Here is a 16,187-nt window from a genome sequence, read left to right on the forward strand (position 1 = left end):
CCCGCTGTTACAGCTCCGCGTCGATGCGAAGGCAGCCGATGGACACTTCGCATCCACAGACGGCGGGCCTCGACTTGGAAAACCACTCAGGGGCCTGATCCACTGAGTGAATCAGGCCCCTGACCTGGTATTTCTCTGTCGGGGTGGCGGGATTTGAACCCACGACCTCTTCGTCCCGAACGAAGCGCGCTGCCAAGCTGCGCTACACCCCGATCGTCGCCGGTCTCCCGGCGACATCGATTACTTTAGCCCACCCGGGCCCGCAGACGAAATCCGGTTTATGTGCTGCTCACGGGGCCGGACCCGACGGCGGCCGTCGGCCCCGGAGCGCGGGGCGTGGGTTCAGTCGCGGGGCGTGAGGGTCAGGAGGGTCGCCTCCGGGGGGCAGGCGAAGCGGACCGGGGTGTAGCGGTTGGTGCCGCAGCCCGCGGAGACGTGGAGGTAGGCGCGGTGGCCCCCGGCGGAGTGGGAGGAGAGGCCCTTGACCCGGTCCGTGTCGAGGTCGCAGTTGGTGACCAGGGCCCCGTAGAAGGGGACGCAGAGCTGACCGCCGTGGGTGTGGCCGGCCAGGACCAGGGGGTAACCGTCCCGGGTGAAGGCGTCCAGGGAGCGCAGGTAGGGGGCGTGGACGACGCCGATGGAGAGGTCGGCGCCCGTTTCGGGGCCGCCCGACACCTCGGCGTAGCGGTCGCGCTTGATGTGCGGGTCGTCGAGGCCGGTGAAGGCGATGTCCAGGCCGTCGATCTTGAGGTGGCCGCGGGTGTTGGACAGGCCGAGCCAGCCGGCCTCGTCGAAGGCGTCACGCATGGGCTCCCACGGGTTGTGGACCGCGCCGACCACGGGGGCGTTCCCGTTGAGGCCGTGCCTGCCCTGGATCTTCTCGACGAGGTAGCGGGCGGGATTGCGGAGCTTCGGGCCGTAGTAGTCGTTGGAGCCGAAGACGTACACGCCCGGGAACCCCATCAGCGGGCCGAGGGCGTCGAGCAGCTCGGGCACGGCCTCGGGATCGGAGAGGTTGTCGCCGGTGTTCACGACGAAGTCGGGGCGCAGGCCGGCCAGTGACTGCAGCCAGGCGCGCTTCTTGCGCTGGCCGCTCACCATGTGGATGTCGGAGACCTGCAGTACGCGCAAGGGACGTGCCCCGTGCGGGAGGACGGGGACGGCGACCCGTCGCAGGCGGAACGAGCGGGCCTCGAATCCGGCGGCGTAGGCGAGGCCGGCCGCCCCGATCGCCGCGCCGACTGCCGTGATTTTCAGGGGGATTCCGTAACGTGCGCGCATGCGCCCATCGTCTCAGACGCGGCGCCGCGACCGGAAAGGCGCAGGGAGCGCGACGGGCGCGCGGCACGAGGTCGAGGCGAAGCCGAGGTGAGGGTGAGGCGCGGGCGACGCATGTGCCGAGGAAGCCGCAGGAGGCGCATGGGGAGCCCGGCGCGCGAGCTCCCGGGAGTAAAACCGGCGGGCGGCGGAGGCCGCGTACCTGCCACAATCAGCACATGACCACGCTCAAGTCCAAGCTCAAGGAAGACCTCACCGCAGCCATCAAGGCGCGTGACGAGCTGACCTCGTCCACGCTCCGGCTGACCCTCACCGCCATCGCGAAGGCGGAGGTCAGCGGTGCGTCGGCGCGCGAGCTCTCCGACGACGAGGTGCAGAAGGTGATCGCCAAGGAGGCGAAGAAGCGCCGTGAGGCGGCCGAGGCGTTCGCCCAGGGCGGCCGGTCCGAGCAGGCCGAACGCGAGAAGGCGGAGGGCGAGATCCTCGACGCCTACCTGCCGAAGCAGCTGAGCGACGACGAGCTGGCCGCGATCGTGGCGTCCGGCGTCGAGGAGGCGAAGGCCGCCGGGGCCGAGGGGCCGCGGGCCATGGGCGCCGTCATGAAGATCGTGACCCCCAAGGTCGCGGGTCGGGCGGACGGCGGCCGTGTGGCGGCCGCGGTGAAAAAGCTCCTGGCAGGCTGAGCCCGCCGCCGCGCGGAGCCCATGCGGAGGCGTAGGACGTCCGTAGGGACGTGGGTGCGCTCGGCACGCGCGACATGGACGACGCGGCGCACGCGCCGTACGTGCGACAGACACGCGGTACGAACGACGAAGGTGGGGCCCGGACCGGTCGCGGTCGGGGGCCCCACCTTCGTCGTGTCCGCCGTTACGGGTCAGGGCCCGTGCGTTCCGCCGTTGTCCCGGCCGCGGTGGGCGCCGTTGTTCCCGCCCAACAGGTCCGGTGAGACGCTGAAGCCGGGAACCGGGTTCCCACCGCCGGGCTGCCCGCCCGTCTGCTGACCGGGCTGGCCGTGCTGGCCGGGCCGGTCGTTTCCGGCGCCGGGCCCGTTCGTGCCGGGGGCCGTACCGTTGTTCTTCGCCGGGTCCGGGATGTCGACGCTGTTGAAGGAGGGGGCGGGCACTCCGCTGAGGGCGCCCGTCATCGCGTCACGCCAGATCGGTCCGGGCACCTGTCCGCCGTACACCTTGGCCTGGTACACGCCACCGATGTTGATGTTCACCATCTCGACGTCCTGGGACGGGCTTCCGACCCAGACCGCGCCGGACAGGTTCGGCGTGTAGCCGACGAACCAGGCGTTCTTGCGGGCGTCGGTCGTACCGGTCTTGCCCGCGTTGTCGCGGCTCCCGAGGCCCGCTTGCTGACCGGTACCGGAGTCGACCACACCGCGCAGCAGGGAGTTGACGGTGTCGGCCGTCGTCTGGGACATCGCTGTCGAGCACTTGCTCTTCGGCACGGGCAGCGAACTGCCGTCCGCCGTCTTGACCGACTCGATGGCGATCGGCGTGCAGTACGTGCCGCGGTTGGCGAAGGCGGCGTACGCGCCGGCCATCGTCAGCGGCGACAGGCCGTCGGAGCCGAGGGTCAGCGTGGACGGGTTCTGCGGCAGCTTGCTGCCGTCGCCCTGTACCACGCCCAGCTTGTCGGTCATCTCGGAGACCGGGCACATGCCGATGTCCTCGAGCATCTGCACGAAGTAGGTGTTGACGGACTTCTCCATCGCCTCCTTCAGCGCGTAGGGGCCCCGCTCGGACTCGTTCTCGTTCTCCAGGTGATACTTCGGCACGCGGTCGTTGACCCACGGCTTCCCGCAGGTCCGTACCGTGTCCGGGTAGTCCATCTCGTACGGGGACGAGTAGACCTGGCCGGCCGGCTTGCCACCCTCCAGGGCCGCCGCGGCGAGGAACGGCTTGAACGTCGAACCGGTCGGGAAGCCGAAGTTCGAGCCGCCCATGTCCTTGTCGACCGAGTAGTTGTACTGGGTCTCGTTGGGCCCGAAGCCGTACGGCCTGGACTGGCCCATCGCCATGATCTTGCCCGTGCCCGGCTGGACCAGCGTCACGGCCGTCGCGACCTTGTCCGTCTTGTAGACGTGGCTCTTGATCGAGTTCTGCGTCGACTGCTGGGACTGCGGGTCGAGCGTCGTGCGGACCGTCAGACCGCCCCGGTTCCAGACCTTGGCCCGGTCCTCCTTGGTCTTGCCGAAGGTCGGGTCGGTGAGGAAGACGTTGCGCACGTAGTCGCAGAAGAAACCGGCGCCGCTGACGGCCGTGATGCAGCCGTTCTTCGGCTTCTTGACCTTCAGCTTGATCGGGTTCGCCTTCGCCTTGTCGGCTTCGGCCTGCGTGATGGATCCGACGTCGGCCATCCGCTGGAGGACGATGTTGCGGCGCTTGGTCGCCCTTTCCGGGGCGTTGACCGGGTCGTAGTGGGTCGGCGACTGCACGAGGCCGGCCAGCAGCGCGGACTCCTCCAGCGTCAGGTCCTTCGCCGACTTGGAGAAGTAGCGCTGGGAGGCGGCCTCGACGCCGTACGCCTGCTGGCCGAAGAAGGTGATGTTGAGGTAGTTCGCCAGGATCCGCTTCTTGCCAAGCTTCTCCTCGACCTGGATCGCGTACTTCAGCTCCTGGATCTTGCGGCCCAAGGTCTGCTGCGTGGCCTGCGCGACCTTGTCCGGGTCGTCGCCGGCCTCCTCGACGAACACGTTCTTCACGTACTGCTGCGTGAGCGTCGAGGCGCCCTCCGCGGGACCGCCCGTCTGCACGTTGCGGTTCAGCGCGCGCAGAATGCCCTTGAGGTCGATTGCCCCGTGTTCGTAGAAGCGGGCGTCCTCGATCGCCACGATCGCCTGCTGCATGTACGGCGAGATGTCTTTCAGCTTCACCACTGTGCGGTCACGCGAATACACGGAGGCGATGAGGCCGCCCTTGCTGTCGAGGATCGTGGTGCGCTGACTCAGCGGCGGGGTCTGGAGGTTGGCAGGGATCTCGTCGAATCCCTCGACCGTCCCCTTGGTGGCGAGCCCCAGGGCCCCAGCGGCCGGCAGCGCGATGCCCGCGAGCACAACTCCGGAGAGTGCGGCGACACCGAGGAACTTGGCGGCCTGCTGGGTCGTCGAGAGACCCCCGCCCGAGCGCTTCTTTGGCATGGGGGCAGCCTACGTTCTCATTCGCCGGACACACGTATATGCCTTGGCCTAAGCTGCACTCAACTGTCACAGCGGTCCGGTTCTGCATCAACCCCCGTGCAAGATCCGGCCAAGAGTCAGGGCGCTTCCGAATTCGCCTCGTGTGTCATTGAAAGTCCGTTGCGATCTGGGAGAACTGTCCTGATTCTTGGGGGATGTTGGCGTATGTCCTCACCTCACTCCCCTGGGTGATCTGCCGCATACGCATAGTCCGTTCGGGCCATTCAAGATTGGGCCCGAAGGGGGTGTTGTGCTGTGGCCACCTTCCGTAACGTCCTCAACTGGCAGCGGTGAATATGCCGCTACCGCCGTGGGGGAGCCTCGATTCGGGAGAGGACGGCGCCGTGATGGGCTGGGTAACCGACTGGAGTGCGCAGGCAGCCTGCCGCACTACCGATCCGGATGAACTGTTCGTACAAGGAGCAGCGCAGAACAGGGCCAAGGCGGTGTGCACCGGATGTCCGGTGCGGACCGAGTGTCTGGCCGACGCGCTGGACAACCGCGTCGAATTCGGCGTGTGGGGCGGAATGACGGAACGGGAACGCCGGGCGTTGCTGCGTAGGCGGCCGACCGTCACGTCCTGGCGCCGACTGCTGGAGACCGCTCGCAGCGAGTACGAGCAGTCCACGGGAGGCATCCTGCCCGTGACGATCGGACTGGACGACGACGAACTGCACGAGAGGTACGCCGCCGTGGGATGAGACGGGCGCAGACGGTTACGCGGGCCCGCCCTCGGGCGGATGTCCGTCGTGACTCGCCCCGGTTGACGAAACTGACCGCCTCCGGACGGTCATGCGGCCCCCCCACCGGCCGATCCGGCCGCGAGCCGGTCGCCGATGGACCGGAGGCCCGCGAGGTCGTGCACATCACCGGGGAGCGCGGCCACTTCGGTCACGGCCACCTCGGGATGCAGCGCGGTGAAGCTGTCGCGTGTGCGTTGTTCGCGCGCGACGACCTGCATGCGCTCGGCGTGCAGTCGCAGGAGGGCCGCCGTCAACTGCTCGACGGAGGCGGAGGCGCGCGTCTCCTGGTTCGTGGACGTGCCCGGGGTCGCGGAGGTGTCCTGGGGCGCGGCGGTGTGTGAGTCCATGGGCGCAGGGGCCGATGAGTTCGCGGCCTCGGTGTCCGGCTCCGGGGCTGTGGCTTCGGGGTCCGTGTCGTCAGAGCCCTCCGGATCCACGCCTTCCGGAACTGCCCTTTGCGGGTCTATGCCTTCCGGGTCTACGCGTTCCGGATCCGTGTCCGGTGAGGCCGGGGTTCTCGATGAGACCGGGCTTTTCAGGGGCGCTCCCAGTCCGCGGCCCTCGTCCGAATTCTGTGGGTCCTGGGGGTTCCGCGGGTCCTGTGAACCGTGGACTTCTTTTTCCTCGTGTTTCTCGTCGTGTTCCTCGTGCTCGATGGGGTCTGCCGCGGGGGTGTTCTCGGGAGAGGCGACTGACCAGTCGGCCGGGTCACACAGTGCAGCCTTCCCTTCCTCCTGATCCACAATGCCGATCGCGTCGAGGTTTTCGGCGGACGCCAGAGCGTGTTCGGCGGAGAGTCGTGCGGCGTCGCTGCCATGGACACGATTGAGCACCAGGCCGGCCAGCGGCATGTCCTCCGAGGCGAGCCGTTCCACGAAGTACGCCGCCTCGCGGAGCGCGTCGCGCTCCGGCGTCGCGACGACGAGGAACGCCGTACCGGGAGCCTGCAACAGCTTGTACGTGGCGTCGGCCCGGGTACGGAAGCCGCCGAACATGGTGTCCATTGCCGCGACGAAGGTCTGCACGTCGCGCAGGAACTGTCCGCCGAGCAGCTTGCCGAGGGTGCCGGTCATCATCGACATGCCGACGTTGAGGAACTTCATCCCGGCCCGGCCGCCCACCTTCGCCGGAGCCATCAGCAGCTTGATGAACTTTCCGTCCAGGAACGAGCCGAGCCGCTTCGGCGCGTCCAGGAAGTCCAGCGCGGAGCGGGACGGTGGGGTGTCGACGATGATCAGGTCCCACTCGTCGCGGGCGCGCAGCTGGCCGAGTTTCTCCATCGCCATGTACTCCTGCGTGCCCGCGAAACCGGCCGACAGGGACTGATAGAAGGGGTTCTCCAGAATCGCGCGGGCCCGTTCGGCGTCCGCGTGGGCCTCCACGATCTCGTCGAAGGTCCGCTTCATGTCGAGCATCATGGCGTGCAGTTCACCGGGGCCCGCGCCGTCGATGCCCGGGACCCGGCGCGGGATGTTGTCCAGCGAGTCGATGCCCATGGACTGGGCGAGCCTGCGCGCCGGGTCGATCGTGAGGACGACGACCTTGCGGCCGTGCTCGGCTGCCCGTACGCCCAGGGCGGCGGCGGTGGTGGTCTTGCCGACCCCGCCCGAACCGCAGCACACGATGATCCGGATGGCGGGGTCGTCGAGCAGCTCGTCGGTGTCCAGCGCGGGGGCCGTGTCCGTGCCCGCGCCCGTGCCCTGTCTCATGCGCCCGCCCCTTGTCCGGCTCCACGTCCGGCCCCGCGTCCCGTCCCGTGCCCGGTCCTGTGCCCGAGTCCTTCGGCATCCAGCCCATCGGCCCCCGGTGCGTCGGCCGCTCTGTCACCCACGCCCTGCTTGCGGAGCTCGGTCGCCAGGTCGTAGAGCCCCGACGGGTCCATCCCCTCGCCTATCAGAGGGAGTTCGTACCCTGGGAGCCCCAGACCCGCGAGCACCGTGCGCTGTTCGCGTTCCAGCTCGACCCGCTGGGCGTGCTCGGCGGCCTGCTCGACCAGGGGGCGTACGAGCCCGGCGGAACCCTTCACGCCCGCGCGCGTCAGCGCCTTGGCGATCTCCTTGCGGCGTCCGCCCGCGGCCGTGCGCAAGGCGTCCTCGTCCAGCAGGTGCGGTCGCACCATGTTCACGATGACCCGGCCGACCGGGAGTTCGGCGGCCCGGAGCTCGGCGATGCCGTCCGCGGTCTCCTGGACCGGCATCTCCTCCAGCAGCGTCACCAGGTGGACCGCGGTCTCGGGGGACTTCAGTACCCGCATCACGGCTTGCGCCTGGTTGTGTATCGGGCCGATCCGGGCCAGCCCGGCCACCTCGTCGTTCACGTTGAGGAAGCGGGTGATGCGCCCCGTGGGCGGGGCGTCCATGATCACGTAGTCGTAGACGTACCGGTTCTGCTTGTCCGTGCGGCGCACGGCCTCGCACGCCTTGCCGGTCAGCAGCACGTCGCGCACGCCGGGCGCGATCGTGGTGGCGAAGTCGATCGCGCCGAGCTTCTTGAGCGCCCGGCCGGCGCTGCCGAGCTTGTAGAACATCTGGAGGTAGTCGAGCAGCGCGCGCTCCGCGTCGATCGCCAGTGCATACACCTCGCCGCCGCCCGGGGCGACGGCGATCTTGCGCTCCTCGTACGGAAGCGACTCCGTCTCGAAGAGCTGGGCGATGCCCTGTCTGCCCTCGACCTCCACGAGGAGGGTGCGCCTGCCCTCGGCCGCGAGGGCGAGCGCGAGGGCGGCGGCGACCGTGGTCTTACCGGTACCACCCTTGCCGCTGACGACCTGGAACCTGCTCACGTATTCGAGCCTAACCAGTCGGGCCGCAGGCTACGCACGAGGCTGCGCGTGCCCCGGATTACACAGGCATTACAGTCGGGCCATGACCAAGTGGGAATACGCGACCGTGCCTCTGCTCGTGCACGCGACCAAGCAGATTCTGGACACCTGGGGCGAGGACGGCTGGGAGCTGGTCCAGGTCGTTCCCGGCCCGAACAACCCCGAGCAGCTCGTGGCCTACCTGAAGCGGGAGAAGGCGTAGTGGCGGGCGTCGTCGAGTCGAAGCTCGCCGAGCTCGGGCTGACCCTGCCGGACGTCGTGCCGCCGCTGGCCTCGTACCAGCCGGCCGTCCGGTCGGGGGTGTATGTGTACACGTCCGGCCAGCTGCCGATGACGGACGGCAAGCTCGCGGTCACCGGCAAGGTCGGTGCGGAGGTCACGCCCGACGAGGCCAAGGAGCTGGCGAGGACCTGTGCTCTCAACGCGCTGGCCGCCGTGAAGTCCGTAGCCGGTGATCTGGACCGGATCGCCCGGGTCGTGAAGGTCGTGGGCTTCGTCGCCTCGGCGTCCGACTTCACCGGGCAGCCCGCCGTGATCAACGGGGCCAGCGAGCTGCTGGGCGCGGTCCTCGGCGACAAGGGCGTGCACGCGCGCAGCGCGGTGGGCGTCGCGGTGCTGCCGCTGGACGCTCCGGTGGAGGTCGAGGTCCAGGTCGAGCTGACCGAGGACTGAGGTCCGGGGCGAGCTGACCGAGGACTGAGACGCGGGCAGGAGCGTGCGACGTACGGACGTCCCGTTGCCGCAGTCTCTCCCCCTTTCATATCGCCCTCCATACCGCTGAAGCGCCTGATCCCGCCCGGTCGACATGACCGGGCGGGATCAGGCGCGCACGAGGCGGGTGCGGGCGTGCGTGGGGCCGCTGTACGGGTACGCCTGCACGTGCCGGCCAGGGACGTACGCGCCCGCGTGCGTGGCGCGTGCGTGTACGGCGTGTATGGCGCGTGCACGACGGCCTGCCATGGGCGCGGGCGTGGCGGCATGCGCCGGGGTGGCGGCATCTATGTCCGGGCATGTACGGATCAGCTCACCTCTCGAACATCGGCGCGGTTCCGGATAGCCTCCGGCCATGTCGAATGGTCAGTGGTACCCACCGGAATGGCCCGACCGGATCCGGGCACTCGCCGCCGGCGAGCTGACGCCTGCGACGCCGCGGCGGGCCGCCACCGTGATGCTGCTCCGGGACCCCGCCGTCGGCACCCAGGACGGCCCCTCCGTCCACATGCTGCGCCGCCGGACCTCCATGGCTTTCGCCGGTGGCGCGTACGCCTATCCGGGCGGTGGCGTCGACCCGCGCGACGACGACCGGCTCGTGGGCTGGGCGGGGCCCCCGCTGGAGAGCTGGGCCGGGCGGCTCGGCGTCGGGACCCCGGCAGAGGCCCAGGCCGTCGTCTGCGCGGCGGTCCGTGAGACGTACGAGGAGGCGGGCGTCCTCCTCGCCGGCCCGACCGCCGACACCGTCGTCAGCGACACCACGGGTGCCGACTGGGAGGCCGACCGAGCGGCGCTGGTCGCCCGCGAGCTCTCCTTCGCGGAGTTCCTGGACCGGCGCGGACTGGTACTGCGCTCCGATCTGCTGGGCGCCTGGGCGCGGTGGATCACCCCCGAATTCGAGCCGCGCCGTTACGACACCTGGTTCTTCGTCGCCGCGCTCCCCGAGGGGCAGCGCACCCGCAACGTCTCCACGGAAGCCGACCGCGCGGTGTGGATCCGCCCCGGCGAGGCGGCCGACGGGTACGACAGGGGAGAACTGTTGATGATGCCGCCGACCGTGTCCACGCTGCGGGCGCTCAGGCCGTACGGCACGGCGGCCGAGGCGCTGAAGGCCGCGGATTCCCAGGACCTCGCGCCGGTACTGGCGCGGGCGAGGCTGGAAGGCGACGAGCTGGTGCTGAGCTGGCCGGGGCACGACGAGTTCACGAAGCACATCCCGAACGGGCCGACCGCCGCGTACGGCATGGACCGCGGTACGGGAGGTGAGCCGGTATGAGTGACGCGGCAGCGCTGCCCGGGCAGCCACGCGGCGGGGCCGTCTCCGGGCCCGCGACATCGCGTACCGTCAACGTCCTCGCCCCCAACGCCTCGCCCATGACGCTGGACGGCACCAACACCTGGATCGTCGCGGAGCCCGACTCCGATCTCGCGGTCGTCATCGATCCGGGGCCCGAGGACGACACGCATCTGCGGGCGGTCATCGACACCGCCGAACGGGCCGGCTGCCGCATCGCGCTCACCCTGCTCACCCACGGGCACCCCGACCACGCGGAGGGCGCGGCGCGCTTCGCCGAGCTGACCCGTACCAAGGTGCGTGCCCTGGATCCGGCACTCCGCCTCGGCGACGAGGGCCTGACCGCGGGAGACGTGATCACCACCGGGGGACTGGAACTGCGCGTCGTACCAACGCCTGGGCATACGGCGGACTCGCTTTCCTTCCACCTGCCCGCCGACCGGGCGGTGCTGACCGGGGACACCGTTCTCGGGCGTGGCACCACGGTCGTCGCGCACCCGGACGGAAGGCTCGGCGACTACCTCGACTCGCTGCGCAGGCTGCGCTCGCTGACCGTCGACGACGGCGTGCACACCGTGCTGCCGGGGCACGGCCCGGTGCTGGAGGACGCGCAGGGCGCGGTCGACTTCTACCTCGCGCATCGTGCGCACCGGCTGGCCCAGGTCGAGTCGGCGGTCCAGGCCGGGCACCGGACGGCGGCCGAGTTGGTGGCGCACGTGTACGCGGACGTGGACCGGTCCCTGTGGCCCGCGGCGGAGCTCTCCGTACGGGCGCAGATGGAGTACCTGAGCGAGCACGGGCTGGTGCAGGGGTTTCCGCTTGAGCCGGGCACTTGATCGGTCCGGACCGGGCCACGACCGGACCGCCACGCCCTGGTCGTACCGAACCGGTTCTGATCGGCACGGGCCGGGGCTTGATCAGACCGACGGGGCCCTGATCGCGCCGAACGAACCTGCCGCACTGACCTGGTCGGACCGGATCGCCGCGCGGGCCCGGTGGCTCCGGGGGTCCCCGTGCCGCTAGCGGGAGCGCTTCGCCAGGCGTTCCACGTCGAGCAGGATCACGGCGCGCGCCTCCAGGCGCAGCCAGCCACGTCCCGCGAAGTCCGCGAGCGCCTTGTTGACCGTCTCACGGGAGGCTCCGACCAGCTGGGCCAGCTCTTCCTGGGTCAGGTCGTGGACGACGTGGATGCCTTCCTCGGACTGGACGCCGAAGCGCCGCGAGAGGTCCAGGAGGGCGCGGGCGACACGACCGGGCACGTCCGAGAAGACCAGGTCCGACATCTGGTCGTTGGTCTTGCGGAGGCGGCGCGCGACGGCGCGCAGCAGGGCCGAGGCCACCTCGGGACGGGCGTTCAGCCAAGGCTGGAGGTCGCTGTGTCCGAGGCCGAGGAGCTTGACCTCGGTCAGCGCGGTCGCGGTCGCGGTGCGCGGGCCCGGGTCGAAGAGCGAGAGCTCGCCGATGAGCTCTCCGGGGCCGAGGACGGCCAGCATGTTCTCGCGCCCGTCGGGGGAGGTGCGGTGGAGCTTCACCTTGCCCTCGGTGACCACGTAGAGACGGTCGCCCGGGTCGCCCTCGTGGAAGAGCGCGTCGCCGCGCGCGAGGGTCACCTCACTCATCGAGGCGCGGAGCTCCGCGGCCTGCTCGTCATCGAGCGCCGCGAAAAGCGGGGCGCGCCGCAGAACGTCGTCCACGAGTTCTCTCCTTGTCGGCCTGTTCAGGAAACCCTGGTCCCCATCATGCCGGACGGTAAAACAGTGCGATCAATCACAAACCAGTTTGACGCACGGACGTGCCGAATCGTGCGCCAGGGGCCGATCGAGGGTGTCTGCACGGTGACTGGGGCGGATGTCGGCGCTTGGCTCTAGGCTGGCCGGGTGTCCAAATCGCCGGTGAGAACCCAGGCCAAGGGGGCTGGTGGGGTGTCGGAGGGTGCGTGATTCCGCTATGGGCGAACAGGCTGCGAGTCATCCGAAAAAGGCGACAAATCGTCCGGCGGTCACGCAATCTCGGAACGCTGGAGCGAAGCCTGTGAAGGCCGCGAAGGCCATGAAAGTCGCCAAGGCGACCAAGGTGCCAACGGGGGCCGAAGGGGCCACGGGAGTCAATGCGAGCAAGGTGGCGAAGGCCGCGAAACCGGAATCGCACCTGGCGATGGTCCGTCGAGCCCGCAGGATCAACCGCGAACTCGCCGAGCTCTACCCGTACGCCCACCCCGAGCTGGACTTCAGGAATCCGTTCGAGCTCCTCGTCGCCACGGTCCTCTCCGCCCAGACGACCGACCTGAGGGTCAACCAGACGACCCCAGCGGTCTTCGCCGCCTACCCCACGCCCGAGGACATGGCCGCGGCCGTTCCGGAGGAACTGGAGGAGATCGTCCGGCCGACCGGCTTCTTCCGGGCCAAGGCCAGGTCGCTGATAGGGCTTTCCGCAGCGATCAGGGACAACTTCGGCGGCGAGGTGCCAGGTCGTCTGTCCGACCTGGTGACGCTGCCGGGAGTCGGTCGCAAGACCGCCAACGTCGTTCTCGGGAACGCCTTCGGCGTACCCGGCATCACCGTCGACACGCACTTCGGCCGCCTCGTCCGTCGCTGGAAGTGGACGGAACAGGAGGACCCGGAGAAGGTGGAGGCCGAGGTCGGTGCGATCTTCCCGAAGAGTGAGTGGACCATGCTCTCGCACCGCGTCATCTTCCACGGCCGGCGCATCTGCCACGCACGCAAGCCCGCCTGCGGCGCCTGCCCGATTGCCCCGCTCTGCCCCGCGTACGGGGAGGGCGAGACGGACCCGGAGAAGGCCAGGAAGCTGCTGAAGTACGAGATGGGTGGTCAGCCCGGTCAGCGGCTGAACCCACCGGCGGACTACCCGGGGAAACCCGCGCCCGGCCCGGGCGGCGGCTGACGTACCGGCGTGCGCACCGGAACGAATTGCGTGACGCCAGGCGTTGCTAGTGCCGTGACCGGCAAGGTTTACCCGGAAGGAGCGTCGTCCGGTGCGTGCGATCGCAAGGCGGACGGAAGCCCTCGTAGCGGGGCTACGTGGGCTTTTGGCCAACGCCGCGAGCGTGCGTGCCGGGCGGCGCGACGGGGCAAACGTTGCCGGTCACGGCACTAGACGAGGGGTGCCCATGAAGACGCGAGAACAGAACACGGGCCGGCAGAGCACTGACCAACGGAGTGCGGGCCCGAGCAGCCCGGACGGACTGGGCGAGGACAGAGGGAGCACGGGCGGGCGGGCCGCTGCGGTGGCCGCAGCGACCGCGCCCGCCGTGACCACGAAGGGCGCGGACATGACCACGGCGGGCGCGGGCCAAGGCGCCTCCCTCACCGTGACGACGGAGGGCCTGCCCGAGTGGCTCGTTCCCGTGGCCACGGCAGCGCGGACCGTCGAGCCGCGCCAGCTCAGCCGATTTCTGCCGCCTGAGAACGGTGACGGGCGCCAGTCCGCCGTCCTCGTCCTGTTCGGCGAGGGCGAGCGCGGCCCCGAACTGCTCCTCATGGAGAGAGCCGGAAGCCTGCGGTCCCACGCCGGGCAGCCTTCCTTCCCCGGCGGCGCCCTGGACCCGGAGGACGGCGACCAGGCGACGACGGGACCCCTCAGGGCCGCGCTGCGGGAGGCCCAGGAGGAGACCGGCCTCGACCCCCGCGGGGTACAGCTCTTCGGTGTGCTGCCCCGGCTCTACATTCCCGTGAGCGGGTTCGTCGTGACGCCGGTCCTGGGCTGGTGGCGATCCCCGAGCCCGGTCGGGGTCGTCGATCCGGGTGAGACCGCCCGTGTCTTCACGGTTCCCGTGGCGGATCTCACTGATCCGGCCAATCGCGCGATGGCCTTTCACCCGAGGGGCCACCTGGGCCCGGCATTCCTGGTCGAATCCGCCCTTGTCTGGGGCTTCACCGCGGGGGTTATCGACCGGATCCTGCATTTCGCGGGCTGGGAGCGCCCGTGGGACACCGGCAAGCAGGTGCCGCTCGACTGGCGCGCATGACAGGCTGGCTCCGTGCTGTGCTGTCCGGCTCCGGCCGGGACCAGCCGAACGAACGGGCCCGGTGACGAATCTGTGAGGCTGTAGACGGTGAACGTGCTGGACATCCTGCTGCTGGCCGGCGCCGTGTGGTTCGCTGTCATCGGCTATCGACAGGGGTTCGTCGTCGGCATCCTGTCGGTGATCGGGTTCCTCGGCGGCGGGCTCGTCGCCGTCTACCTGCTGCCGATCCTGTGGGACCAGTTGACGAACGGCTCCGAGGTCTCGTCGACGGCGGCGGTCGTCGCGGTCGTCATCGTGATCGTGTGCGCCTCGGTCGGGCAGGCGTTCACCACGCACCTCGGGAACAAGCTCCGCCGATACATCACGTGGTCGCCCGCGCGTGCTCTCGACGCCACCGGAGGCGCCCTGGTCAACGTGGTCGCGATGCTGCTGGTCGCCTGGCTGATCGGCTCGGCCCTGGCCGGCACCACCCTGCCGACGGTGGGCAAGGAGGTCCGCAGCTCGTCGGTCCTGCTCGGTATCTCGCGGGTGATGCCCGTACAGGCATCCACCTGGTTCACGGACTTCTCCTCGGTGCTCGCCCAGAACGGTTTCCCGCAGGTCTTCAGCCCCTTCGCCAACGAGCCGATCACAGAGGTCCGGGCCCCGGACCCGGCGCTGAGCACCAGCCCTGTCGCGGTCCGCGCCCAGCAGTCCATCGTCAAGGTCGTCGGCACCGCCCCGAGCTGCGGCAAGGTCCTCGAAGGCACCGGATTCGTGTTCGCCGACCGTCGCGTGATGACCAACGCCCACGTCGTCGGCGGCGTCGAGGAGCCGACCGTGCAGATCGGCGGCCGGGGCCGGCTGTACGACGCCAAGGTCGTCCTCTACGACTGGCAGCGTGACATCGCCGTACTCGACGTACCGGATCTCGACGCGAAACCGCTGCGGTTCACCGATGCCGACCACGACGCCAGGACCGGGGACGGCGCCATCGTCGCGGGCTTCCCGGAGAACGGCTCGTACGACGTACGGGCCGCGCGAGTCCGGGGCCGTATCGACGCCAACGGTCCGGACATCTACCGCCGGGGCACCGTCCGCCGCGACGTGTACTCGCTCTTCGCGACCGTCCGGCAGGGCAACTCGGGCGGACCGCTGCTGACGCCCGACGGCAAGGTGTACGGAGTCGTGTTCGCGAAGTCGCTCGACGACCCCGACACCGGTTACGCGTTGACGGCCGACGAGATCCGCCAGGACATCGAGCACGGTCGCGCCGCCAACCAGCAGGTCGACAGCCAGGGGTGCGCTCTCTAGTGCCCCTCCGGCAACGTTTGCCCTGCCGCGCCGCCCGGCACACACGCTCGCGGCGTTGACCAAAAGCCCACGTAGCCCCTTCCCGAGCTCTCAGCTTCGTTCGAGCAGGGGAGACCCCGTCCGAGGGCTTTCGGCCGCCTTGCGACCGCACGCACCGGACCACGCCCCTTCCGGGCAAACGTTGCCGGTCACGGCACTAAGGCCGGAAGGCGCCGCAGATCAGTGCCGGACGACGCGTCGGGTCAGTGCCGGATGACGCAGCAGGTCGGTGCCAGGCAGGGGCACCAGGTCAGTGCGGCGAGGGGCACCAGCTCCTGTTGTCTCACCGCACACCGCACACCGTCGGCCGCCGTGCGACGTCCGCCCGGCGCCACCGTCGGTCTCCGGCCGGTGAAAAGCCCGGAGTCCGGGGCCGGCTGGGGCGGAGGGTCGGTCCGGCGTCCGCACGGCCGTATGCCACCGGCGCGGAAGAGTGCCGTACACGCGAAAGCACGTCACCCCACGGCAGGTCACCCGACGGTACGTCACCCGTACGGAAAGCGGCAGCACGTCATCCGCATGGAGGCCAGGCAGCGACGCGGAGGAGTGCCTTCCGTGCAAAAGCGCCTCATCCGCGCGGGTGGCGCAGGCGCGCCGAGACCCAGCGGGCCCGGCGGCGCAGGATACGCGGGATGCCGAGCCGGGGATCGTGCATCACACGCATGTCATGCCCCCGGCCCTGAGGGCCGCCCCTCTCGTGAGGGCCCGGATCCGCCGTGGCGGTCGAGCGACGGTTGCGTGCTGCGTCACCGATGTCGTGCGTCCAGCCCATACCTCGACGTCTGCCCGTGCCTCATGGTCGGTAACCGCCCCTCCGTCAGCCAATCGGCCTATGC

Annotated in this window: 15 protein-coding genes and 1 tRNA gene; 9 read left to right on the forward strand and 7 right to left on the reverse strand. The window is 69.9% G+C overall.

Annotated features, from left to right (window positions below):
- Positions 1 to 138 precede the first annotated feature (138 nt).
- Positions 139 to 212, reverse strand: a tRNA-Pro gene (locus ACGF2V_RS12430).
- A gap of 130 nt (positions 213 to 342) precedes the next feature.
- On the reverse strand, positions 343 to 1,281 hold the full coding sequence (locus ACGF2V_RS12435; protein ID WP_362625566.1) for a metallophosphoesterase: 939 nt from the start codon (positions 1,279 to 1,281) through the stop codon (positions 343 to 345).
- A 215-nt stretch (positions 1,282 to 1,496) separates the two neighbouring features.
- Here ACGF2V_RS12435 and ACGF2V_RS12440 point away from each other — a divergent pair, with 215 nt between their 5' ends.
- The gene (locus ACGF2V_RS12440) at positions 1,497 to 1,961 is read left to right on the forward strand and encodes a GatB/YqeY domain-containing protein (RefSeq protein ID WP_362625564.1); all 465 of its coding nucleotides are present in this window, start codon (positions 1,497 to 1,499) and stop codon (positions 1,959 to 1,961) included.
- 191 nt (positions 1,962 to 2,152) lie between these two features.
- Here ACGF2V_RS12440 and ACGF2V_RS12445 read toward each other — a convergent pair whose 3' ends face one another.
- Positions 2,153 to 4,426: a transglycosylase domain-containing protein gene (locus ACGF2V_RS12445; RefSeq protein WP_362625562.1), complete on the reverse strand. Its 2,274-nt coding sequence runs from the start codon at positions 4,424 to 4,426 to the stop codon at positions 2,153 to 2,155.
- Positions 4,427 to 4,812: 386 nt separating this feature from the next.
- Here ACGF2V_RS12445 and ACGF2V_RS12450 point away from each other — a divergent pair, with 386 nt between their 5' ends.
- Positions 4,813 to 5,166, forward strand: a complete 354-nt coding sequence (locus ACGF2V_RS12450) for a WhiB family transcriptional regulator (protein WP_362625560.1) — start codon at positions 4,813 to 4,815, stop codon at positions 5,164 to 5,166.
- Between the two features lie 89 nt (positions 5,167 to 5,255).
- Here ACGF2V_RS12450 and ACGF2V_RS12455 read toward each other — a convergent pair whose 3' ends face one another.
- Both ACGF2V_RS12455 and ACGF2V_RS12460 read right to left on the reverse strand, forming a co-directional pair.
- Positions 5,256 to 6,917 (reverse strand): ArsA-related P-loop ATPase, encoded by a 1,662-nt coding sequence (locus ACGF2V_RS12455; RefSeq protein WP_362707584.1) that lies wholly within the window; start codon positions 6,915 to 6,917, stop codon positions 5,256 to 5,258.
- A complete protein-coding gene (locus ACGF2V_RS12460; RefSeq protein WP_362625557.1) occupies positions 6,914 to 7,990 on the reverse strand; it encodes an ArsA-related P-loop ATPase in 1,077 nt (358 codons plus the stop codon). The genes ACGF2V_RS12455 and ACGF2V_RS12460 overlap by 4 nt, the downstream gene beginning before the upstream one ends.
- 82 nt (positions 7,991 to 8,072) lie before the next feature.
- Between ACGF2V_RS12460 and ACGF2V_RS12465 the strand changes: the two genes are divergently transcribed.
- The 4 genes from ACGF2V_RS12465 (at position 8,073) to ACGF2V_RS12480 (ending at position 10,870) form a co-directional block, all read left to right on the forward strand.
- Positions 8,073 to 8,231: a DUF4177 domain-containing protein gene (locus ACGF2V_RS12465; RefSeq protein ID WP_003967454.1), complete on the forward strand. Its 159-nt coding sequence runs from the start codon at positions 8,073 to 8,075 to the stop codon at positions 8,229 to 8,231.
- A complete protein-coding gene (locus ACGF2V_RS12470; protein WP_362707582.1) occupies positions 8,231 to 8,701 on the forward strand; it encodes a RidA family protein in 471 nt (156 codons plus the stop codon). The genes ACGF2V_RS12465 and ACGF2V_RS12470 overlap by 1 nt, the downstream gene beginning before the upstream one ends.
- Positions 8,702 to 9,095: 394 nt before the next feature.
- Positions 9,096 to 10,016: an NUDIX hydrolase gene (locus ACGF2V_RS12475; RefSeq protein ID WP_362625553.1), complete on the forward strand. Its 921-nt coding sequence runs from the start codon at positions 9,096 to 9,098 to the stop codon at positions 10,014 to 10,016.
- Positions 10,013 to 10,870 (forward strand): MBL fold metallo-hydrolase, encoded by an 858-nt coding sequence (locus tag ACGF2V_RS12480; RefSeq protein WP_362707580.1) that lies wholly within the window; start codon positions 10,013 to 10,015, stop codon positions 10,868 to 10,870. Before ACGF2V_RS12475 ends, ACGF2V_RS12480 begins: the two co-directional genes overlap by 4 nt.
- Positions 10,871 to 11,053: 183 nt before the next feature.
- On the opposite strand, the gene ACGF2V_RS12485 is transcribed toward ACGF2V_RS12480, so the two are convergent.
- Complete coding sequence (locus ACGF2V_RS12485) at positions 11,054 to 11,728, reverse strand: Crp/Fnr family transcriptional regulator (protein ID WP_362625549.1); 675 nt, start codon at positions 11,726 to 11,728, stop codon at positions 11,054 to 11,056.
- 253 nt (positions 11,729 to 11,981) lie between these two features.
- Between ACGF2V_RS12485 and nth the strand changes: the two genes are divergently transcribed.
- The 3 genes from nth (at position 11,982) to ACGF2V_RS12500 (ending at position 15,312) form a co-directional block, all read left to right on the forward strand.
- Positions 11,982 to 12,935: an endonuclease III gene (gene nth / locus ACGF2V_RS12490; protein WP_362625547.1), complete on the forward strand. Its 954-nt coding sequence runs from the start codon at positions 11,982 to 11,984 to the stop codon at positions 12,933 to 12,935.
- A gap of 388 nt (positions 12,936 to 13,323) precedes the next feature.
- On the forward strand, positions 13,324 to 14,019 hold the full coding sequence (locus tag ACGF2V_RS12495) for a CoA pyrophosphatase (RefSeq protein WP_362626708.1): 696 nt from the start codon (positions 13,324 to 13,326) through the stop codon (positions 14,017 to 14,019).
- An 87-nt stretch (positions 14,020 to 14,106) separates the two neighbouring features.
- A complete protein-coding gene (locus ACGF2V_RS12500) occupies positions 14,107 to 15,312 on the forward strand; it encodes a MarP family serine protease (RefSeq protein ID WP_362626593.1) in 1,206 nt (401 codons plus the stop codon).
- Positions 15,313 to 15,919: 607 nt separating this feature from the next.
- Here ACGF2V_RS12500 and ACGF2V_RS12505 read toward each other — a convergent pair.
- Positions 15,920 to 16,123, reverse strand: a complete 204-nt coding sequence (locus ACGF2V_RS12505; RefSeq protein WP_362626596.1) for a hypothetical protein — start codon at positions 16,121 to 16,123, stop codon at positions 15,920 to 15,922.
- Between the last annotated feature and the right edge of the window lie 64 nt (positions 16,124 to 16,187).

It is taken from the genome of Streptomyces sp. NPDC047982 (assembly GCF_043204165.1).
Lineage (GTDB): Bacteria > Actinomycetota > Actinomycetes > Streptomycetales > Streptomycetaceae > Streptomyces.